Consider the following 20,942-nt stretch of genomic DNA (forward strand, 5'->3'; position numbering starts at 1 on the left):
CCCGCCATGATCGACCGCGACTCCCTGCCGCCGCCCCCGCCGTTCTGGCACCGCCTCAACAGCTTCTTCGCCTTTCCGCTCCAGCTGCGGCCGCTGGCCTACGGCCTGGTCCTGTCGTTCTGCAGCCTGCTGTTCGAGGCCGTGTTCTTCCTGCCCGATGCGCTGGCCTTCGTCGTCATCGAGGTCGGCATCATCCTGGCGGCCAGCCGCTACGGCTTCAAGGTCATTGCGCTGGGCGCGCGCGGCATCCGCGACTCGGCCGACTTCGGGCGCGAAGCCAGCGACGAGTGGACCTACCTGCCGTGGAAGCTCTTCGCCATCTCGCTGGTGCAGACGATGCTCATCGGCTGGCTCGCCTGGTACGAGCCGGTGCTGGGCACGGTGGGCCTGTTCATCATGTCCTTCACCTTCCCGGCGGCGGTGATCGTGCTGGTGCAGTCGGGCAGCTTCTTCCAGGCCATGAACCCGGGCTACGTGATGGACGCGATGCGCACCATCGGCTGGCCTTATGCGCTGCTGTGCTTGTTCCTGTTCCTGCTGAGCACGGGCGCGCAGGTGGCGATCTCGATGGTGCTGCCGGTGTTCGACGGGCGCATCGTGCTGCCGATCGTCAACTTCGCGTTCATCTACTTCGGCTGGGTGATGGCGAGCCTCCTGGGCTACGTGATGTACCAGCACCACGACGCCTTCGGCATCGACCTCGTGCCCGGCGCGGGCGCCGACATCGGCGCCCCGGTCGACCGCCGCACGCCCGCGCAGATCGCCGCGCAGCGCACCGACGCCGAGGTGGCGCAGTGCATCACCGACGGCGACCTGGCCGCCGCGCTGGGCATTGCCTACGAGGCGCAGCGCACCGCCGACGCCGACGACCTGGCCGCGCAGCGCCGCTACCACCGCGTGCTGGCGCTCATGCCCGAGAAGAAGGACACGCTGTTCGACCACGCACGCCGCTTCATTCCGCTGTTGATGCGGCGCGACCTCGCATCGGACGCGCTGAAGGTTTTCAAGGCCTGCCGCGCCATCGACAAGAGCTTCGTGCTCGACGACCCGGCGATGGTCATCGCGATGGCCCGCGCCGAATGGCGTGGCGGCGACGCCCACGGCACGCTGGCGCTGCTGTCGGGCTTCGACAAGCGCTTCCGCGGCCACGCGGCGATTCCGCAGGCCTACGAGCTCGCGGCCCGCGCGCTGGTGCAGGGGCTGGGCCGCGCGGACATGGCGCAGCCGATCCTCACCACGCTCGAGGCCCGCTACCCCGAGAGCGAGCAGACGCAGGAAGTGCGCTGGCTGCTGCGGCCGGCGGCCTGAGAGAGGGCCGGCCCGCGGATCAGGGCAAAATTCCGCACGCCGCGCCGGCCGGACCTGCGGATCTGCCTCCCATGCCGCCCCTTTCGCCCGAACCGTCCCTTTCTGCTTCCTCTTCTTCTGCATCGCCGGCGCGCTCCCGCCGCCGCGCACTGGTGGCCTGGGCGGGCGCCGTGGCGCTGGCGCTGCTGCTGATCGCCGTGGCCGGCCAGTGGGCCGCGCGGCGCGAGGCGAACTTCCAGGCCGACTCGATCCGCCGTGCCATGGAAGTGCACGTGCTCGGCCTGCGCGACGCCGCCGGCAAGTACGGCTACCTGCCGTTCACCGCCGGCATGCACCCCGACGTGCTCGCCGTGCTGGCCCATCCGCAGGACCCCGCCGCGCGGCAGCGCGCCAACCACCACATCGAGGAAGTGAACCGCCTCGCGGGCTCCGACGCGCTGTACCTCACCGACCCGCAGGGCCTCACGCTGGCCGCGAGCAACTGGGCCACGCCGCAGAGCTTCGTGGGCGAGTCGTACGCCAACCGGCCGTACTTTCTCGACGCGCGGGCCGGGCGGCGCGGCCTGTTCTACGGCGTGGGCCAGACCACGGGCGAGCCGGGGCTGTTCATGTCGGCACCGGTGCGCGCCGAGGGCGGCGGCGAGGTGCTGGGCGTGGTCACCGTCAAGGTCAGCCTGCGCCAGCTGCACGACGCCTGGGCCTTCGTGCGCGATCCGATCCTGCTGACCGACGCGCGCGGCATCGTGTTCCTGAGCTCGGTGCCGGGCTGGATGTACCAGGCCACGCGGGCGCTGAGCCCCGCCGACCTGGCCGGCATCGAGCACGACCAGCAGTACGGCACGCGCACCCGCTTCGCGCCGTTGCCCTGGCGCGTCGAGCACATCGAGGGCGCACCGGGCTACCTGGTGCGCACCACGGTCGGCGGCAAGGCGCGCCGCTTTCTCGCCGTGGACGAGCCGCTGCCCGACCTGGGCTGGACCCTGACGGTGATGGCCGACCACGCCGAAGTCACCCGCGCGCGCGAGCGCACCTGGATGCTCGGCCTGCTGGGCGCCGGCGTGCTGTTGCTGGGCGCGCTGTACTGGCGGCTGCGCGAGCGCCGCTTCGCCGAGCAGCGCGACGCGCGGCGCGACCTGGAACTGCGCGTGCGCGAGCGCACCCACGAGCTGGACCAGGCCCACGCCTTCCGCAAGGCGATGGAAGACTCGCTGCTGGTCGGCATGCGTGCGCGCGACCTGCAGGGCCGCATCATCTACGTCAACCCGGCCTTCTGCGAGATGACCGGCTACGGCGCCGACGAGCTGCTGGGGCGGCTGCCGCCGTACCCCTACTGGCACCCCGACGACGTGACGCAGCACTGGTTCCACTACGAGGCCATGATGAGCGGGCAGCCCGCGCGCTCGGGCTTCGAGTCGCGCCTGCGGCACCGCGACGGGCACGAGGTCATCACCATGGTCTACACCGCGCGGCTCATCGACGCCGACGGCCGCCACAGCGGCTGGATGAGCTCGGTGGTCGACATCACCGAGCAGAAGCGCGCCGAGCTGCGCCAGCGCCAGAACGACGAGCAGCTGCAGCACGCGCAGCGCCTGGCCAGCCTGGGAGAGATGGCCTCCACGCTGGCGCACGAACTCAACCAGCCGCTGATGGCGCTGAGCAACTTCGCCAGCGCCGCCAAGGCCTTCGCCGCGCAGGGCAATCAGCCGCTGCTGGCCAGCAGCCTCGACGAGACCGTGGCGCAGGCCAAGCGCAGCGCCGAGATTGTGCGACGCATCCGCGGCTTCGTGCGCCAGCGCACCGCCGGCACCGAGGACTGCGCCGTGGCCGCGCTGGTGACCAATGCGCTGGCGCTGCTGCAGGGCGAGATGCGCCAGCGGCAGGTGCGCGCCGAAGTGCGCATTCCGCCCGCACTGCCGCCGGTGCGCGGCGACCGCGTGCTGCTCGAGCAGGTGCTGCTGAACCTGCTGTCCAACAGCCTGCAGGCGATGCAGCAGGGCACGCCGCCCGAGCGGCGCGTGGTCGAGGTCGAGGCCGAGCTGTGCGAAGGCCGCGTGCACATCCGCATCGCCGACCACGGCCCCGGCATCGACGCCGCGCTGGCCGAGCAGGTCTTCGCGCCCTTCTTCACCACCAAGGCCGGCGGGCTCGGGCTGGGCCTGAACATCTGCCGCACCATCGTGGAGGCCCACCGCGGCCGCTTGTCGTTCGCCGACCGGCCCGACGGCGGCACGGTCTTCACCCTCGAACTGGAGGCTTCCCCGTGAACGCACCCCTGCTTGCCAACCACCTGTGCGTCGTCGACGACGACGAGGCCGTGCGCCGCTCTTTGGGCCTGCTGCTGCTGTCGCGCGGCCATGCGGTACAGGCTTTTGCCTCGGGCGAGGCCTTCCTGGCCGGTGCCGACCTGCAGCGCCCGGGCTGCGCCATCCTCGACCTGCGCATGGAAGGCATGAGCGGGCTGCAGGTGTTCGACGCGCTGCGCGCGCAGGACAGCCCGCTGGTCGTGATCTTCCTGTCCGGGCACGGCGACATCCCGATGGCGGTCGAGGCGGTGCAGAACGGTGCCTTCGGCTGGCTGGAAAAGCCCTGTAACGACGAGCGCCTGCTCGACAGCATCGCGAAGGCGTTGCACAAAGCCGAAGAGATCGCCGTGCGCCGCCAGGCCCGGCAGGCCGCGCAGGCGCTGTGGGCCAAGCTCACGCCGCGCGAGATGCAAGTCGCCCGGCTCGTGGCCGAAGGCCTGCCCAACAAGCGCATCGCGCAGGAACTCGCGCCGCTGGAGCTGCGCACGGTGGAAACGCACCGGGCGCACATGTTCGCGAAGCTGGGCTTTTCCAGCAGCCTGGAGCTGGATCGCTTCCTGCGCGAGCACGGGTTGTAGGTCTGTTCGGGGCGCGTGCCCAGGCCACCGGGTACTTCCCTCCGCGAATGTCCCCCGCCTTCGGCTCCTCCTTGATTTCGCTGCGGGAAGCACCCGGTGGCCTGGGCACCGGGCACGCTGTGGGTGCTCGCCGATCAACGACTGCACTGATGACGCTCACGCCGATGGGGTGCCTTGCGCAGCGAAATCAAGGAGGAGGGGCGAAGCCCGGGGGACATTCGCGGAGCAAGGTGCCCCATCGGCGGGAGCGTCGCCCTGAAGGCGCCCCAACCTCTGGCTAGAACTTAGGGTTTACCCCTGCGTACCGGTACGCAGTCCCGCGGCGGGGGCCCTACGGACGACAGCGCGCCCCCGGCGGACCAGACTCCCCGGCACGGCTTTCCGCGGGCTTCGCGGGGGCTGCAGCCAGAGACAAGGACCCCCCGCATGACCGCCATTGCCAGCAGCAGCACGAGCGCCGGCGCTTCCATCCCGGACGCGACCCGCGACACCACTCCCTACACCTTCGAGGAAAAGCGCAAGCGCATCTTCGCCATCTTTGCCGCCTCGTCCGGCAACCTGGTGGAGTGGTTCGACTTCTACGTCTACGCCTTCTGCGCGATCTACTTCGCGCCCTCGTTCTTCCCCAAGTCGGACCCGACGGTCCAGCTGCTGAACACCGCCGGCGTGTTCGCCGCCGGCTTCCTGATGCGCCCGATCGGCGGCTGGCTGTTCGGCCGGCTGGCCGACCGCAAGGGCCGCAAGACGTCGATGGTGACCTCGGTCGTCATGATGTGCGTCGGCTCGCTGGTCATTGCCTGCCTGCCCACCTACGCGCAGATCGGCGCCTGGGCGCCCGCGCTGCTGCTGGCCGCGCGCCTGCTGCAGGGCCTGTCGGTCGGCGGCGAGTACGGCACCACCGCCACCTACATGAGCGAAGTGGCGATGCGCGGCCAGCGCGGCTTCTTCTCGTCGTTCCAGTACGTCACGCTGATCGGCGGCCAGCTGCTGGCCGTGGTGGCCGTGGTGGTGCTGCAGCAGCTGCTCACCGAGGCCGAGCTCAAGGCCTGGGGCTGGCGCATTCCCTTCGTGCTGGGCGCCCTGGCCGCCGTCGTGGCGCTGATGCTGCGCCGCACGCTGACCGAAACGGCCAGCACCAAGACCCGCGCCGCCAAGGGCGCCGGCAGCGTCGCGGAACTGTTCAAGCACCACAAGCGCGCCTTCCTCGTGGTGCTGGGCTACACGGCCGGCGGCTCGCTGATCTTCTACACCTTCACCACCTACATGCAGAAGTACCTGGTGAACTCGGCCGGCATGTCGATCAAGACGGCCAGCAACGTGATGACGGCGTGCCTCTTCCTGTACATGTGCATGCAGCCGCTGTTCGGCGCGCTGTCGGACCGCATCGGCCGGCGCAGCAACATGCTGCTGTTCGGCGCCCTGGGCGCGCTGATGACGGTGCCCGTGCTGAGCAACCTGCAAAGCGTGAGCAGCCCGCTGATGGCCGGCGTGCTGATCACGCTGGCCCTGGCGGTGGTGAGCTTCTACACCTCGATCAGCGGCATCGTGAAGGCCGAGATGTTCCCGCCCGAAGTGCGCGCGCTGGGCGTGGGCCTGTCGTACGCGGTGGGCAATGCCATCTTCGGCGGCAGCGCCGAGTACGTGGCGCTGGGCCTGAAGTCGATCGGCCACGAGTCGTATTTCTACTGGTACGTGACGGCGATGATGGGCGTGGCCTTCCTGGTCAGCCTGCTGCTGCCGAAGCAGGCCACCTACCTGCACAACGACAAGTAAGCGCAGCGGCGCTTCATCAACGAACCCGGCCTTGCGCCGGGTTTTTTACGTGCGTTGCAACGCGCGCGTGACCATGTCGTTGGGCGCCAGCCGCAGCAGGTGCGGCAGCAGGCCCAGGGCGCGATCGCGTTCGCCCGCGTGCAGCAGCCCGTTGGCGCACACCGAGAGCGTGTCGGCCAGCTCGGGGTGGTCGGGCGCGGTCTTCAGCAGGATGCGGCAGAGCTTGTCGGCATCGCCGAACTGGCGGATGCGCGCGAAGCGGCGCGCCAGCCGGGCCATGTCGTCGGGCTTCAGGCGCACGCCCGGCCTGGCCTGGTCGAGGTAGGTCGTGAAGCTGGCGTGCTGCAGCGCCAGCGTGTCGGCGTCGGTGGCGGGCAGGCGGAAGATGCGGCGCGCGGCCTGGTGGAAGTCGTCGCTCGCGGGCTGCAGGCGCGCGGTGTGGAACCAGGCGCGCAGCGTGTCGGTGTCGCCGGGGCGCAGGGCGGCGGCGGCGCGCCATTCAACGCACGCGGGCTCGAACTTCATGGCCGCCGACAGCTTGCGCGCGGCGGCCACGTGCTGGTCGAAGCGGTGGTCGTCGGTCACCATTTCCGACTTCACAGTCTCGGGCGTTTTCACGCGGCCCAGCCACATCGCGCCGGCCATCAGCGCCGCGCCCGTCAGCAGGCCGCCCAGGTGGGCCATGTAGGCGATGCCCTGGCCGCCGATCCAGTGCTGCACCAGCTCGTTGGCGATCCAGGCCGGCAGCAAGAGCAGGGCGGGCGCCGTGACGTAGTTGAAATAGAAGAACAGCTGGTAGAAAAAGCGGATGCGCCGCAGCCGGTACATCACGGCGTACATGCCCATCAGCGCCGAGATCGCGCCCGAGGCGCCCAGCCCGTAGCCGCCCTTGCCCGCATAGGCCCAGCCGGCCAGCAGCGCGGAGCCCACGCCGCCCAGCAGGTAGAAGCTCAGGTAGGTGCCGCGCCCCAGCGCCAGCTCGACCGAGAAGCCGAACAGGAAGAGGAACAGCATGTTGCCCAGCAGGTGGCCCGTGCTGCCGTGCAGGAAGGCGGCGGTGAGCCAGGTCCAGGGCTTGAACTCGGCGTCCTTGCCGTAGTCCTGCGACCAGCGCGCGGTGAACGGCGCGGGCAGCATCGCCTCGTACTGGCGGCGATCGCGCTGCCATTCGTCGAAGCGCGGGTTCGCGGGCGTCACGACCTGGTCGGCGCGCAGTTTCTTCAGGAAGGGTTGGTCGTTCTGCAGGCCTTCGAGCAGCTGCGGGTAGGCCTCTTCATGCGCCAGCATGCGGCGCGCCAGCTTGCCGCGCTTGGGGTCGGTTTTCTCGAGCCACTCGACGAAGGGCGGCAGCTCCAGCTCGGGCAGCACGCTCTGCACGTAGAACTGCGCCGCGCGCTCGCGGCCGTTGTCTTCGCTGCGCTGCGGCCCCCAGAACACGAGCATGTTCAGGAGGATCAGCAGCACCGTCATCCACGGCGGGTTGCGCCAGCTCGGCTTGTTTTCGAGCGGGATGGCGTAGAACATGAAGCGCGGCCCTCGGTGGCGTGGCCGCGGGCTTCAGCCCAGGCGCGCGCGGTGGCGGGCGACTTGGGCCTTCACCTGCACGGGCGCGGTGCCGCCCAGCACGTTGCGGGCGTTGAGCGAGCCGCGCAGGCTCAGCACGTCGTACACGTCCTTCTCGATGTTCGGGTTGAACTGCTGCAGCACGGCCAGCGGCAGCTCCGACAGGTCGACCTGGTGCGAGGTGGCGGCCTTCACGGCGTGGGCCACGGTTTCGTGCGCGTCGCGGAAGGGCAGGCCCTTCTTCACGAGGTAGTCGGCCAGGTCGGTGGCGGTGGCGTAGCCGCGCAGCGCGGCGGCTTCCATGGCCTGCGGCTTCACGGTGATGCCGCCGATCATCTCGGCAAAGATGCGCAGGGTGTCCTTGAGCGTGTCGACGGTGTCGAACAGCGGCTCCTTGTCTTCCTGGTTGTCCTTGTTGTAGGCCAGCGGCTGGCCCTTCATGAGCGTGATGAGCGCCATCAGGTGGCCAACCACGCGCCCGGTCTTGCCGCGCGCCAGCTCGGGCACGTCGGGGTTTTTCTTCTGCGGCATGATCGACGAGCCCGTGGTGAAGCGGTCGGCGATGTTGATGAAGCCGAAGTTCTGGCTCATCCAGATGATGAGTTCTTCGCTCAGGCGGCTCACGTGCACCATGCACAGGCTGGCGGCGGCGGTGAACTCGATCGCGAAGTCGCGGTCGCTCACGGCGTCCAGGCTGTTCTGGCAGACGCTGTCCATCTTCAGGGTGCGCGCCACGAGTTCGCGGTCCAGCGGGTAGCTGGTGCCGGCCAGGGCGGCGGCGCCCAGCGGCAGGCGGTTGACGCGCTTGCGCACCTCGCCCATGCGCTCGGCGTCGCGGCTGAACATTTCCACGTAGGCCAGCATGTGGTGGCCGAAGCTCACGGGCTGGGCCACCTGCAGGTGGGTGAAGCCGGGCAGGATCACCTCGACGTTCTTCTCGGCGATGTCGACCAGCGCCTTCTGCAGCTCGACCAGCAGGTCGCCGATGAGGTCGATTTCGCCGCGCAGCCACAGGCGCACGTCGGTGGCGACCTGGTCGTTGCGGCTGCGGCCGGTGTGCAGGCGCTTGCCGGCGTCGCCGACCAGTTGGGTCAGGCGGGCCTCGATGTTCAGGTGCACGTCCTCGAGGTCGAGCTTCCACTCGAAGCTGCCGGCCTCGATCTCGCTGCGGATCTGCGCCATGCCACGCTCGATGGCGGCGTGGTCCTGCACGCTGATGATGCCCTGGGCCGCGAGCATGCCGGCGTGCGCCAGCGAGCCCTCGATATCGGCCTGCCACAGGCGCTTGTCGAAGAAGACGCTGGAGGTGTAGCGCTTCACCAGGTCGCTCATCGGTTCGGAGAACAGGGCCGACCAGGCTTCGGATTTCTTGTCGAGTTGGTTTTGGGTCATGGGAGCCGTCCAGGAAGGCAATAATGGGTTGGTCACCCGATGGATCTGATGTCTGCGATGCGCAACCCGGCGATTTTATCGGCCAGCTCCCCCTCCACGTCCGCTTCGTTGCCGGAACGCGCCCGCGCGCCCGTGCGCGGCGGTCCGGCGCTGTTCGACGCCTGCCAGATCGGCGTGGTGCTGCGCACCGTGGTGTTCGTCGAAGCGGTGGTGGCGGTGGCCACGCTGTTCGTGGTCGGCTCCTTCGGCGAATGGCTGGTGCAGGCGGCCACGGTCACCGGCGGCGCGCTGCCCGCCACGCTGCTGTGGCTGGTGGCGGCCTGCGGGCTCAAGAAGCAATTGCGGCGCCTGCCGCCCCCGGGGCAGTACGCCGCGGGCGCCGTGCTGGGCGCGGTGGCGTCGCTGTACGGCTGCGGCCTGCTGCGCCTGACGGGCGTGATCGCCAGCGCCCCCTGGCTGGCCAGCGCGCTGGCCGGCGCCCTGTTCGCGGGGCTGGTGATGGCGGCGATGGTGCTGCGCGCGCGCGGCCAGACGCCGGCCGCGACCACGGCCCGGCTCGAAGAGCTGCAGTCGCGCATCCGCCCGCACTTCCTGTTCAACACGCTCAACAGCGCCATCGCGCTGGTGCGCGAGGAGCCCGCCAAGGCCGAGACCATGCTCGAAGACCTGGCCGAGCTGTTCCGCCAGGCGCTCACCGTGCCCGGCGAATCGGGCACGCTCGCCGACGAGATCGCGCTGGCCGAGCGCTACCTGGCCATCGAGCAGGTGCGCTTCGGCGAGCGCCTGCGCATCCGTTGGGACCTCGATGCCGCCGCCAGCGACGCGCGCCTGCCGCCGCTGCTGCTGCAGCCGCTGGTCGAGAACGCCATCAAGCACGGCGTGGAGCCCAGCCCCGAGGGCGGCAAGCTGCGCATCCGCACCGAGCGGCGCGGCGGCATGGTCGTGATCGAGGTGGTCAACAGCCTGCCGCCGCTGCGCTGGGCCGACGAGCCGCTGCCGCGCGGCCACGGCATCGCCTTGGACAACGTGCGCGAGCGGCTGCGCCTGCTGCACGACATGCAGATGCAGTTCAGCGCCGGCATGGACCAGAAGAACTACCGCGTACGCATTGCCATTCCCGCCGAATCCTCATGAGCCTCAAGACCCTGATCGTTGACGACGAAGCCCTGGCCCGCTCGCGCCTGCGCACGCTGCTGCGCGACTGCAGCTCGCCCGCCGCCGAGGTGACGGCCGAGGCCGCGCAGGGCGAGGAGGCGCTGGCCCACCTGGCCGCGATGGACCTCGACCTCGTGCTGCTCGACGTGCACATGCCCGGCGTCGACGGCATCGAGGTGGCGCGCGCGCTGCGCAGCCGGCCCGACGCGCCGGCCGTGGTGTTCGTGACGGCGCACGCCAGCCACGCGGTCACGGCCTTCGAGCTGGAGGCGGTCGACTACCTCACCAAGCCCGTGCGCGCCGAGCGGCTGCAGCAGGCGCTGCAGAAGGTCGAACGCTTCCTGAAGGAGCGCCGCGCCGCCCAGCCGGCGGCTGAGGCCACGCCCGAGTGCGTGCTGATCCAGGACCGGGGCCGCGCCGAGCGCGTGCCGCTGTCCGAAGTGCTGTACCTCAAGTCCGAATACAAGTACCTCACGGTGCGCACCGCCACGCGCAGCCACATCCTCGATGGCTCGCTGAACGATTTCGAGGAGCGCTACCCGAACCGCTTCCTGCGCGTGCACCGCAATGCGCTGGTGGCGCGCGCGGCGATCCGCGCGCTCGAGCGCTACGACGACGGCGAGGACGCCGAAGGCTGGGCGCTGCGGCTGGACTCGGTGCCCGAGCCCGTGGCGGTGTCGCGCCGCCAGCTGGCCGCCGTGCGCGAGATGCTGAAGGAATCGCGATGACCGACGACACCCCGGCCGGCCCGAAACCGGCGCCCGAACGGCCGGTGGCTGCGGATGAGCCGCCGCCTGCGCCTGCACCCGCTCCGGCGCCACCGCCACCGGTCGAACCCGTCGAGCCCGCAGCGCCGGTCGAGCCGAGCGCGACCGCCGAAGAGGCGACCTCCGCCCTGCGCAGGCGCTTCGTGCTGCACATGCCGGTCGACGTGCGCAGCGCCTCGCTGGTGGTGCTGGCCGTGCTCGCCAGCGTCTTCGCGTTGCGCTGGGGGCAGGCCGTGTTCGTGCCGCTGATGCTGAGCCTGCTGCTGAACTACGCGCTGTCGCCGCTGGTCGAGCGCCTGCACCGCTGGTACGTGCCGCGCTGGATCGGCGCGGCGGCGATCCTGCTGGGCCTGTTCGGCGGGCTCGGGTGGACGGGCTATTCGCTCTCGGGCAGCGCCTCGCAGCTGCTCGACTCGCTGCCGGTCGCCGCGCAAAAACTCGGCCAGGCCATGCGCCGCGACAAGAACGCCAGCGCCACGCCGCTGGACAGCGTGCAGCAGGCCGCCGCGCAGCTCGAGAAGGCGGCCGAGGAAAACTCCGCGCGCGTCGCCTCGCGCAAGGGCGTGGCGCGCGTCGTGATCGAGCGGCCGGGCTTCAATGTGCGCGACTACCTGGTGAGCGGCACGGTCGGCCTGCTCAACGCGATGGGGCAGCTCACGCTGGTGGCCTTCCTCACCTACTTTGCGCTGTGCTCGGGCGACACCTTCCGGCGCAAGCTCATCAAGATCACCGGGCCCAGCCTGCAGAAGAAGAAGGTCACGGTGCACGTGCTGGACGACATCACGCGAAACATCGAGCGCTACCTGCTGGTGCAGATTTTGGTGAGCGGGCTGGTGGGGCTGACCACCGGCCTGGCGTTCTGGCTGCTCGGCGTGGAGAACGCGGCCGTGTGGGGAATCATCGCGGCCGTGACCAACCTCATTCCCTACATCGGCTCGGTGATCGTGCTGGTGGCGGCGGGGCTCATGGCCTTCCTGCAGTTCAGCAGCATCGAGATGGCGCTGCTGGTGGGCGGCGTCTCGCTGGCCATCCACACGGTGGTGGGCAACCTGCTGATGCCCTGGCTCACCAGCCGCACCAGCCGCATGAACCCGGTGGCGGTGTTCGTGGGTGTGATCTTCTGGGGCTGGCTGTGGGGCATCTGGGGGCTGCTGCTGGGCATCCCGATCACCATGGTCATCAAGTCGATCTGCGACCGGGTGGAAGACCTGCAGCCGATCGGCGAACTGCTGGGCGAATAAACCGGCCCTTCAAACCCTTCAGGAGGGTGCATCGTCCGATGCTGTAAATTATTGCGAATCAATTCGCAATAATTAAATGCCCGACGTTTCATCCGCTTCCTTGCCACCCGGGGCCGGCGCCCCGGCCCGGCTGCTCTCCATCGACGCGCTGCGCGGCCTCGTGATCCTGTTCATGCTGCTGGACCACGTGCGCGAGACCTTCTACCTGCACCACCAGGTGCCCGACCCGATGCTCGTGGCGCAGACGCCGCCGGCGCTGTTCTTCGGCCGCCTGCTGGCGCACCTGTGCGCGCCGGTGTTCGTGTTCCTGACCGGGCTGTCGGCCTTTCTCTACGGCGCGAAGCAGGCGGACGGCCGCGCGGCGGCGTCCTCGTTCCTGTGGAAACGGGGCCTGTTCCTCGTGCTGCTGGAGGTCACGGTCGTCAACTTTGCCTGGACCTTCCAGTTCCCGCCGGCGACGGTGTTCCTGCAGGTGATCTGGGTGATCGGGCTGTCGATGCTGGCGTTGTCGGCGCTGGTGTGGCTGCCGCGCCGGGCGCTGGTCGTGTTGGGCGTGGTGCTGGTGGCGGGGCACAACCTACTCGACGGCGTGCACTTTCCCGTCGGCCATGTGCTGCACGTGCCTTGGGCGGTGCTGCACGACCGGGGCTGGATCGAGCTGTCCGACGCCTTGAGGCTGCGCACGTCGTACCCGCTGCTGCCGTGGATCGGCGTGATCGCGCTGGGCTACGTCGCCGGGCCGTGGTTCCTGCCCGGCGCCGATGCGCCGCAGCGCCAGCGGCGGCTGCTCGTGTGGGCCGTGGGCCTGCTCGTTGGCTTCGTGGGGCTGCGTGCGCTCGACGTCTATGGCGACAAGCCCTGGGCAGCAGGCGACAGCGCGCTGACGACCGTGATGGCCTTCCTCAACGTCACGAAGTACCCGCCGTCGCTGCTGTTCATCGCGCTGACGCTCGGCGCGGGGCTGTGGCTGCTGCGCCTGTTCGAGCGCCGGCAGGGCGCGGCCTGGCTCGCGCCGCTGGCCGTGTTCGGCGCGGCGCCCATGTTCTTCTATGTGCTGCACCTGTACGTGCTCAAGTTCCTCTACCTGGGGGCCGAGGCGGTCTGGGGCCCCAACCAGGGCCGCCTGTTCGGCTTCGACGCCGTCTGGATGGTGTGGCTGGTCACCGGGGTGCTGGCCTTTGCGCTGTATCCGGCGGTGCGCGCCTTCGCCGCCCTGAAGGCGCGGCGCCGCGACATCGCGTGGCTCAAGTACCTGTGAAGGGCCGGCGATGAAGCGGGTCTGCGGCGCGGCCCTCGCCATGCTGGGCACGTCCACCCTCGCGGCCGAAGGCGGCGGCTTCGTCGAGGACACGCGCTGGCACGTGCTCCAGCGCAGCGTGTACGAGCACCGGAGCTACCTGCACGGCGATCGCAGCAACGGCGGGCGCAACGCCACGCTGCCGAAGGCGCGGCGCAGCGACTACGCGCAGGAGTGGGGCTACGGCGTCATGGGCACCCTCGCGTCCGGCTTCACGCCGGGCTGGATCGGCTTCGGCGTGGACGCGCATGCCTCGCTCGCGCGCAGCCTCGACGGCGACGATCTGCGCGTCGGCAAGATCCGCATGCTGCCGGTGGACGGCGCGGGCTACGCGCAGGACGGCATCGCGCGCGGCGGCGTGGCGCTGAAGGCGCGCATCTCCGCCACCGTGCTGACGGTGGGCGAGCAACGCGTCAAGACGCCGGTCTTCAGCGCGTCCGATTCCCGCCTGCTGCCCGAGACCATGCGCGGCTGGCTGCTGACGAGCCGCGAGTTCGACACGCTCACGCTGCAGGCCGGCCGCTTCACCGGGTCGACCGACCGCCATGCGCGCGGCACGAACCACCCGTTGATCGTCAATTACCTCGACCCGAAGTCACCGCGCGGCGACGTGTTCGACTTTGCCGGCGGCACCTGGAAGGGCAGCGCTTCGCTGTCGCTCACGGCCTATGTCGCACGCCTGAAGGACACCTGGCGCACGGGCTACCTGGGCGCCCACTACACGGTGCCGCTCCCGCAGAAGCGTGCGCTGTCCTTCGACCTGCAGGTGTACCGCAGCAAGGACACGGGCCGCGCGTTGGCCGGCCCGGTGGACAACACCACCGCGAGCCTCATGACCAGCTACACCCACGGCCCCCACCGCGTGGGCCTGGGCTGGCAGAAGGTCGCGGGCGACACGCCGTTCGACTACGTGACGCGCGGCGCCGTCTGGCTCGGCAATGCAGCGCAGCTGTCCGACTTCAACGCGCCGCATGAGCGGTCGTGGCAGCTGCGGTACGAAGTGGATGCCGCGCGTTGGGGCGCACCCGGGTTGAGCCTGGGCGCGGCCTACATCCGCGGCAGTGGCATCGACGGCAGCCGGGTGCCGCCGAGCGGAGGCTACGCATGGCTGGGCTACGGGCAGGGCGGCCGGCACTCGGAGCGCGACCTCTGGCTGCGCTACACGGTCCAGCAAGGCAGCGCCAAGGGCCTGGCCTTCCTGCTGCGCTACGGCGAGCACCGCAACAACAAGGCGCAGGCCGAACTCAACACGCGCCAGATCCGCGTCGCGCTGGAGTACCCGATCGGCAACGACTGAGCGGGCGGCGCTGTCAGGGGGCCGTGACGGGCAGCTTCTTCACGAAGGTCGCGGCGGGGTCGAGCGGCTGGCCGTCGCGCGTGCGCAGGTCGATCGGCGCGACCGGCTCACCGTTCTCGCGCTCCAGCAGCACCGAATGCGGCTCGCCGGGCGCGAACAGGTTCGCCTCGCCCCAGTGCCGCAGGCCGACCACCACGGGGAACAGGCCGCGGCCCTTGGCCGTCAGCGCGTACTCCTGGTAGAGCGAGCCGTCCGAGGCCGGCACGAGGTCGAACACGCCTTCCTGCACCAGCCACTTCAGCCGGTCGGCCAGGATGTTCTTGGCCACGCCCAGGCTCTGCTGGAACTCGCCGAAGCGCCGCATGCCGTCGAAGGCGTCGCGCACGATCAGCAGCGACCACTGGTCGCCGACGATCTCGAGCGCGCGCGCCATCGGGCAGGCGTCGAACCTCAGACTTTTTCTCCTGGCCATCGTGTGTTTCCTGTGCGTCCCTGGGATGGCGGGATTAGACCGTAGCGTTGGATTGGTTGCAAATTAAAACTGATGCGGCTAGCATCCATCTGGTTTTAATTTGAAACCTGAAATGACCATGACCGTCCCAGTAAGCATTCCCTCCGGCGGCGACGCCGTGCCCGGCCTGCGCGCCAGCCCTGTGCGCGTGGCCGTCGTGCAGTTCGACCCGCAGGTCGGCGTCGAGAACCTCGCGCGCAACGCTGCCGCCGTGCGCCAACAGCTCGAGGCTGCGGTGGCCGGCGGCGCGCAGCTCATCGTGCTGCCCGAGCTGGCGACCACCGGCTACTGCTTCAACGGCCGCGCCGAGGCCTTCGCCCACGCCGAGCCCGTGCCGCACGGCCCCACGGTGCAGGGCTGGGTCGCGTTCGCGGCGCAGCACGGCGTGTACCTCGTCGGCTGCCTGGCCGAGCAGGACGGCATGCAGCTGTTCGACACGGCCGTGCTCGTCGGCCCCGAGGGCTACATCGGCCGCTACCGCAAGACGCATCTGTGGAACAACGAGAAGCTGTGGTTCACGCCCGGCAACGAGGGCTACCCGGTGTTCGAGACGAAGATCGGCCGCATCGGCCTGCTCGTGTGCTGGGACATCTGGTTTCCCGAGGCGCCGCGCATCGTGGCGCAGCAGGGTGCCGACATCATTTGCGTGCCCACGGGCTGGGTCTGGACGCCGCCGCCGCTGTACGACGCCAGCGGCGTGTGCATGGCGGCCTACCTGACGATGACGGCCGCGCACGCCAACAACGTCTTCATCGCCACCGCCGACCGCGTGGGCCGCGAGCGCGGCACGGGCTTCATGGGCAACTCGCTGATCGCGGGCACGAGCGGCTGGCCGATGGGGCGCATCGCCGGGCCCGAGGAAGAAACCATCCTCTACGCCGACGTCGACCTGGGCGCCGCGCGCTCCGCGCCGATCTGGACGCCGCTCAACGACCTGCACCGCGACCGGCGAACCGATCTGTACGACGCGATGCTGGGCTATCGGGGGGCGCCGGCCCTGCCACGCTAAGGCGGGAAAAACGGAGGATCATCCACGGCCCGAGCAGCGCCCCGAGCCCGACCGAACTCCACGCCGCCACCCACGCATACGTGCTGCCGAAGCCGAACCGCGCCTGCCCCCAGTCGAGCGCCAGCCCGAACACCCAGGGGCTGAGCGCGCCCGCGCCGAAGCCCATCACCGAGCGCACCGAGAAGGCCACGCCGAGCCGGTGCGGCGCCACCACGTCGGCCAGCGCGGTCGAGTAGACCGACGAATCGGCGATGGCCAGCAGGTTGTACAGCGCCGCCATCGCGGCCAGCGCCCACAGCGGCCAGGTCCACATCCAGCCGAAGGTGAACGACAGGCTCAGGCTCGCGAGGGTGGCGATCATCATCACGCGCGCGCGGCCCAGCCGGTCGGAGGCCGCGCCGCCCACCACGCTGCCGAACACGCTCACGAGGTGCGCGAACGCCGCCAGCGCGATGCCCGCGGCCGGCCACGCGGTCGCGCCGCCGCGCGACGAGGCCATGAGGTAGGCGGGCAGCCAGGCCCACAGCGCCATGAGCTCCCAGCAGTGGAAGGCATAGGCCCAGTTGCCGGCCATCGCGGGTCGGTCGCGCACGGTCGCGCTTAGCGCCTGCAGCACGCCTTCGCGCGGCGCACCGGCGACCTGTACGGCAGGCGGTGCCATGCGCCGCAGCGCGAGCTGGGCCAGCAGCACGCCCATCACCGTGCAGCCCGCCGCCACCAGCAGCCCGGTGCGCCAGTGCGCCACCACGCTGAAGCCCGCCACCACCGCGAGCGACAGCGCATAGCCCATCGACGCGGCCCCGAGGAACAGCCCCATCGCGCGCCCGCGCACCGCCGGCCCGGCGTTGAGCGACAGCAGTTGCAGCCCCGGCGTGTACGAGGCACCCGCGCACAGCCCCGCCAGGCCGTACAGCAGCAGGGCCGAGCGATGGTCGTGGGCGAAGAGGGCGAAGGCCAGCGAGGCGGCCGCGCCGATCGCGCCACCGACCGCGAAGATGCGGTGCGGGCCGAAGCGGTCGGCCAGCAGGCCCACGGCGAACAGCGAGCTCATGTAGCCCACGTGCCAGGCGCTCTGGATGGAACCGGCCTGCGCGGCCGTCATCTGCCAGTCGTCGCGCATGAACGGCAGCACGCCCGAGTAGGCCGTGACGATCATTCCCTGCAGCAGGCGGCTGGCGCACAGCAGCGCCAGCCATCCGCGCTGCGGCGCCGCTGGGGTGGGGTCAGCGCAGTGCACGCTGCATCAGCACGGTGTCGACCCACTGGCCGAACTTGAAGCCGACGTGGCGCAGCACGCCGACCGGCTCGAAGCCCAGGCTCGCATGCAACCGTTGCGAGCCTGCGTTGCCGCTGTGGCCGATGCACGCGACCATCTGCGTGAAGCCGGCCTCGGTGCAGCGGTGGATCACCGCCTGCAGCAGCGCCGTGCCGATGCCGTGGCCGTGCATGTCGGGCGCGACGTAGATCGAGTCTTCCACCGTGTGCCGGTAGGCCGAGCGCGCGCGGTAGGGGCCGGCGTAGGCGTAGCCGGCCACCTCGCCATCTTTCAGGGCCACGAGGTAGGGCAGGCCGCGTTCCTGCACGTCGATGCGGCGCGCCTGCATCTGCGCGACGGGGGGCACTTCTTCTTCGAACGAGCACAGGTCGTGCTGCACGTAGTGGCTGTAGATGGCCTGCACGCGGGCCATGTGGTGGGGCTCGGCATCGGCGATGTCGAGCGCGGTGAAAGCAAGGGTGGGGGAGGACATGACTCGATCTTGACGAGCCAGGATCGATAAGTGAAGCTTGGTCAACCTATGCAGCGCATAAGGAATACTTTGGAAAAGAACCTCAACCTCGACCAGCTCGCCACCTTCGCCCTGGTGATCGACACCGGCAGCTTCTCCGCCGCGGCCGACCGGCTCGGCCTGTCGCAGCCGGCCGTGAGCCTGCAGGTGCGTCAGCTCGAACGCCGGCTCGCCGTGCGGCTCATCGAGCGCGTCGGCAAGCGCGCGCGGGCCACGCCGGCCGGTGCGGAGCTGCTGCGCCACGTGCCGCAGATCGAGGCCGCGGTCGAGAACGCCGTCGACGCGGTGGCCGACCATGCGCGCGGCGTCACGGGCCGCGTGCGGCTGGGCACGGGTGCCACGGCCTGCCTGTATTTCTTGCCGGCAGTGCTGCGCCAGCTGCGCGAGGAATTCCCCGCGCTCAGCGTGGTGGTGAGCACCGGCAACACCGACGAGCACGTGCGCAAGGTGGAAGACAACAGCATCGACCTCGCACTGGTCACGCTGCCCGCGGCGGGGCGTTCGCTGAGCGTGATGCCGGTGTGCGACGACGAGTTCGTCGCCATCGGCCGCGCCGACCTCGCGCCGCTCAAGGCCCGCGTCACGCCGGCCGACCTGGCGACGCTGCCGCTGGTGCTGTTCGAGCCCGCGGCCAATACGCGCAAGCTGGTCGATCGCTGGTTCGCGGCCGAGGGCCTGCAGCCGCAGCCCGTGATGGAGCTGGGCAGCGTCGAGGCGATGAAGGAGATGGTGGCCGCGGGGCTGGGCTACGGCCTGGTGCCCGGCATGTCGATGGCGGGGCGCGGTGCCCATCCGGCGCTGAAGGCCAGCCGCCTGGCCCCGCGCATGCACCGCACGCTGGCGGTGGTGATCCGTCGCGACAAGCCGCTCAACAAGGCGCTGCGCACGGTGCTCGAGGCGATCGTGGCGGCCGGCAAGAAGCCCGGCCGCCGTTGAAGGTACTTACTCCGGAATGGCCGCCAGCGGCGCCGCACCGCCGCGTGCGCGGCCCAGCGTGCCGACGATGAGCGCGGCGATCAGCACCAGCACGCCGCTGAGCACCATCGTGGGCGAGATGCCGCGGCTGTCGACCATCAGGCCGCCGATCAGCGCGCCCGAGGCGATCGCCACCTGGAAGCCCGTCACCAGCAGGGCCTGGCCGGCTTCCTGCGCGTCTGGCACGGCTTCCATCATCCAGCCGGTGAGCGCCACCGGGATCAGGCCGAAGGCCACGCCCCAGATCACCACCACCACCGCGCCGGCCACCATGCCGGTGCCGATCACCGTGGTCAGCAGCAAGGCCGTCGCGAGCATCAGCGCCGCCAGCAAGGTGGTGCCGCGCACGCTGCGCGCCACCAGGCTGCCACCCAGGAAGGTGCCGATGAAGCCCACCGCGCCGTAGACCAGCAGCAGCGTCGAGACCGCGTTGGCCTGCAGGCCGAACACCTGCTGCAGCAGCGGCTTCAGGTAGGTGTAGGCCGCGAAGTGGCCGGCGATGAAGAACAGCACCGCGAGCAGGCCGACCTGCGCCATGCGGCGCGTGAGCGGCGTGAGCAGGTCGCGCGCACCGATGGCGCGTTGCGGCGGAATCGCGGGCAGCAGCCACAGCTGCACCAGCAGCACCGCCGCGGCCAGGGCGCCAGTCACGGCGAACGAGGCGCGCCAGCCGAACATCGTGCCCAGCCACGAGCCCGCGGGCACGCCGAGCACCGTGGCGGCCGACACGCCGGCCAGCACCAGCGACATGGCGCGCGCCTTCGAGGCGTCGGGCACCAGCTGCGTGGCAGCGGCGGGCGCGAAGGTCCAGAAGCCGCCCACGGCCAGGCCGAGCATCAGGCGCGCGACCAGCATGGTCGTGAAGTTGGGCGCGAACGCGGCCAGCAGGTTCGAGGCGATCAGAAGCAGCGTGAGCGCGATCAGCACCGTGCGCCGGTCGAGCCGGCCCGAGGCGACGATCAGCGCCGGCCCGGCGAAGGCGGCGAGCACGCCGGGCATGGTGATCATCAGGCCGGCCGTGCCGTCCGACACGTTCAGGCCGCGCGCGATGTCGGTGAGCAGGCCGATGGGCATGAACTCGGTCGACACCATCGCGAAGGTGCCGACGGCGATGGAGCCGACCGCGAGCCACGCGGAGCGGGTGGGGGCGGCCACGGCGTCGCGCGCGGGCGCCGCCAGGTCGTCGATGCAGGGGTTGCTGCCGGAAGAATTCATCATGGAGATGCAGTCCTTGAACGCATCGGCGATGAAGGCGCCAATGCCGGTGAGGGGGCATTGGAGTGTGCGAGCCGGCCGCCTTGCGACCAAGGGGCGGTGGAGCAGTAGACAGTTTCCCTGCGGCGAACAATCGACCCCTTTGGTGACTGCAGCCATCCGGGGATGCGGCAATGGCGCCTTTCGCCATCACCGTCTTTTTGAGTTGCCGAGATTAAGTGTGGGCGGGGCGCAACTCGAGCGCCCGTCCATCGGCCACGAACGCCTCGTCGACCAGCACGCGGAAGGCCGTGCCCTGCGGAAACTTCGGCTGCGCGACGGCCGGCGAGAGGAATTCGATGTCGAGCGCGATGGGCGTGCCGCGCACCAGCGATTCGCCCTGCGGCACGCGCCAGCGCGCCGAGAAGCCTTCTTTGTCGAGCACCAGCGCGCCCCGGTATTCGCCGGGGCCTAGCGGCACGTCCTGCGCCGGCACCGAGGGGCGGCGGAAGGTGAGTTCCACGGCCAGGTGCGGCGTGAACTCGGGCAGCGCGTCGAAGCCCGCGGGCGGCGCCTGCTTCGGCGTGCGGCGCGGCAGCTTGCCGATGAGCCACCCGATCACGTTGCCGATGATCGGCACCCACAGCACCATCAGCAGCGTGGCGATGTCGCGCGTGGTGGTGCCGGGCGCCGCGTAGTGCCGCACGATGCCGCCGCCCACGGCCACGCACAGGAGGATCAGGACGATGACGCGTCGGCGGAACTGGATTTTGGTCATGAATGCGCGGCGGG

The 20,942-nt window shown here is 70.4% G+C and carries 18 protein-coding genes; 11 read left to right on the forward strand and 7 right to left on the reverse strand.

What is annotated here, in order from left to right; translation table 11 throughout:
* Positions 1 to 6 precede the first annotated feature (6 nt).
* The 4 genes from VHAB30_RS01760 to VHAB30_RS01775 all read left to right on the forward strand — a co-directional run bounded on the left by VHAB30_RS01760 (position 7) and on the right by VHAB30_RS01775 (position 5,962).
* On the forward strand, positions 7 to 1,308 hold the full coding sequence (locus VHAB30_RS01760; protein WP_159275603.1) for a hypothetical protein: 1,302 nt from the start codon (positions 7 to 9) through the stop codon (positions 1,306 to 1,308).
* A 71-nt stretch (positions 1,309 to 1,379) separates the two neighbouring features.
* A complete protein-coding gene (locus VHAB30_RS01765) occupies positions 1,380 to 3,572 on the forward strand; it encodes an ATP-binding protein (RefSeq protein WP_159275604.1) in 2,193 nt (730 codons plus the stop codon).
* Positions 3,569 to 4,189 carry a response regulator transcription factor gene (locus VHAB30_RS01770; RefSeq protein WP_139702402.1) on the forward strand — a complete coding sequence of 207 codons (621 nt, stop codon included), beginning with the start codon at positions 3,569 to 3,571 and terminating at the stop codon, positions 4,187 to 4,189. The genes VHAB30_RS01765 and VHAB30_RS01770 overlap by 4 nt, the downstream gene beginning before the upstream one ends.
* Before the next feature lie 426 nt (positions 4,190 to 4,615).
* The gene (locus VHAB30_RS01775; RefSeq protein WP_159275605.1) at positions 4,616 to 5,962 is read left to right on the forward strand and encodes an MFS family transporter; all 1,347 of its coding nucleotides are present in this window, start codon (positions 4,616 to 4,618) and stop codon (positions 5,960 to 5,962) included.
* Between the two features lie 45 nt (positions 5,963 to 6,007).
* Here the strand turns inward: VHAB30_RS01775 and VHAB30_RS01780 are convergent, their stop codons facing one another.
* Positions 6,008 to 7,486, reverse strand: coding sequence for a rhomboid family intramembrane serine protease (locus VHAB30_RS01780; RefSeq protein WP_159275606.1), 1,479 nt, complete (start codon positions 7,484 to 7,486; stop codon positions 6,008 to 6,010).
* Between the two features lie 33 nt (positions 7,487 to 7,519).
* The gene (gene argH / locus VHAB30_RS01785; protein WP_159275607.1) at positions 7,520 to 8,917 is read right to left on the reverse strand and encodes an argininosuccinate lyase; all 1,398 of its coding nucleotides are present in this window, start codon (positions 8,915 to 8,917) and stop codon (positions 7,520 to 7,522) included.
* A 57-nt stretch (positions 8,918 to 8,974) separates the two neighbouring features.
* Between argH and VHAB30_RS01790 the strand changes: the two genes are divergently transcribed.
* The 5 genes from VHAB30_RS01790 (at position 8,975) to VHAB30_RS01810 (ending at position 14,674) form a co-directional block, all read left to right on the forward strand.
* Positions 8,975 to 10,051 (forward strand): sensor histidine kinase, encoded by a 1,077-nt coding sequence (locus tag VHAB30_RS01790; protein ID WP_159278253.1) that lies wholly within the window; start codon positions 8,975 to 8,977, stop codon positions 10,049 to 10,051.
* Complete coding sequence (locus VHAB30_RS01795; protein WP_159275608.1) at positions 10,048 to 10,800, forward strand: LytR/AlgR family response regulator transcription factor; 753 nt, start codon at positions 10,048 to 10,050, stop codon at positions 10,798 to 10,800. The genes VHAB30_RS01790 and VHAB30_RS01795 overlap by 4 nt, the downstream gene beginning before the upstream one ends.
* Entirely contained in the window at positions 10,797 to 12,080 is a 1,284-nt protein-coding gene (locus VHAB30_RS01800; RefSeq protein WP_159275609.1) for an AI-2E family transporter, read from the forward strand. The genes VHAB30_RS01795 and VHAB30_RS01800 overlap by 4 nt, the downstream gene beginning before the upstream one ends.
* 76 nt (positions 12,081 to 12,156) lie before the next feature.
* Positions 12,157 to 13,338, forward strand: coding sequence for a DUF1624 domain-containing protein (locus VHAB30_RS01805; RefSeq protein WP_159275610.1), 1,182 nt, complete (start codon positions 12,157 to 12,159; stop codon positions 13,336 to 13,338).
* A 10-nt stretch (positions 13,339 to 13,348) separates the two neighbouring features.
* Positions 13,349 to 14,674 (forward strand): OprD family outer membrane porin, encoded by a 1,326-nt coding sequence (locus VHAB30_RS01810; RefSeq protein WP_159275611.1) that lies wholly within the window; start codon positions 13,349 to 13,351, stop codon positions 14,672 to 14,674.
* Between the two features lie 13 nt (positions 14,675 to 14,687).
* Here the strand turns inward: VHAB30_RS01810 and VHAB30_RS01815 are convergent, their stop codons facing one another.
* Positions 14,688 to 15,146 (reverse strand): winged helix-turn-helix transcriptional regulator, encoded by a 459-nt coding sequence (locus tag VHAB30_RS01815; RefSeq protein WP_095746483.1) that lies wholly within the window; start codon positions 15,144 to 15,146, stop codon positions 14,688 to 14,690.
* Between the two features lie 118 nt (positions 15,147 to 15,264).
* On the opposite strand from VHAB30_RS01815, the gene VHAB30_RS01820 reads away from it, so the two are divergent.
* Entirely contained in the window at positions 15,265 to 16,194 is a 930-nt protein-coding gene (locus tag VHAB30_RS01820; protein WP_159275612.1) for a nitrilase family protein, read from the forward strand.
* On the opposite strand, the gene VHAB30_RS01825 is transcribed toward VHAB30_RS01820, so the two are convergent.
* Together VHAB30_RS01825 and VHAB30_RS01830 are read right to left on the reverse strand one after the other, a co-directional pair.
* Positions 16,112 to 17,431, reverse strand: coding sequence for an MFS transporter (locus tag VHAB30_RS01825; protein WP_159275613.1), 1,320 nt, complete (start codon positions 17,429 to 17,431; stop codon positions 16,112 to 16,114). The two genes, VHAB30_RS01820 and VHAB30_RS01825, sit on opposite strands and share 83 nt — an antisense overlap.
* Positions 17,418 to 17,942, reverse strand: coding sequence for a GNAT family N-acetyltransferase (locus VHAB30_RS01830; protein WP_159275614.1), 525 nt, complete (start codon positions 17,940 to 17,942; stop codon positions 17,418 to 17,420). The genes VHAB30_RS01825 and VHAB30_RS01830 overlap by 14 nt, the downstream gene beginning before the upstream one ends.
* 48 nt (positions 17,943 to 17,990) lie before the next feature.
* On the opposite strand from VHAB30_RS01830, the gene VHAB30_RS01835 reads away from it, so the two are divergent.
* Positions 17,991 to 18,917, forward strand: coding sequence for a LysR family transcriptional regulator (locus VHAB30_RS01835; protein ID WP_159275615.1), 927 nt, complete (start codon positions 17,991 to 17,993; stop codon positions 18,915 to 18,917).
* Between the two features lie 6 nt (positions 18,918 to 18,923).
* Here the strand turns inward: VHAB30_RS01835 and VHAB30_RS01840 are convergent, their stop codons facing one another.
* Positions 18,924 to 20,174 (reverse strand): MFS transporter, encoded by a 1,251-nt coding sequence (locus tag VHAB30_RS01840; RefSeq protein ID WP_095746480.1) that lies wholly within the window; start codon positions 20,172 to 20,174, stop codon positions 18,924 to 18,926.
* Between the two features lie 211 nt (positions 20,175 to 20,385).
* A complete protein-coding gene (locus VHAB30_RS01845; protein ID WP_159275616.1) occupies positions 20,386 to 20,928 on the reverse strand; it encodes a hypothetical protein in 543 nt (180 codons plus the stop codon).
* Between the last annotated feature and the right edge of the window lie 14 nt (positions 20,929 to 20,942).

The organism is Variovorax boronicumulans, from assembly GCF_009811375.1.
In the GTDB taxonomy this organism is placed as follows: domain Bacteria; phylum Pseudomonadota; class Gammaproteobacteria; order Burkholderiales; family Burkholderiaceae_C; genus Variovorax; species Variovorax boronicumulans.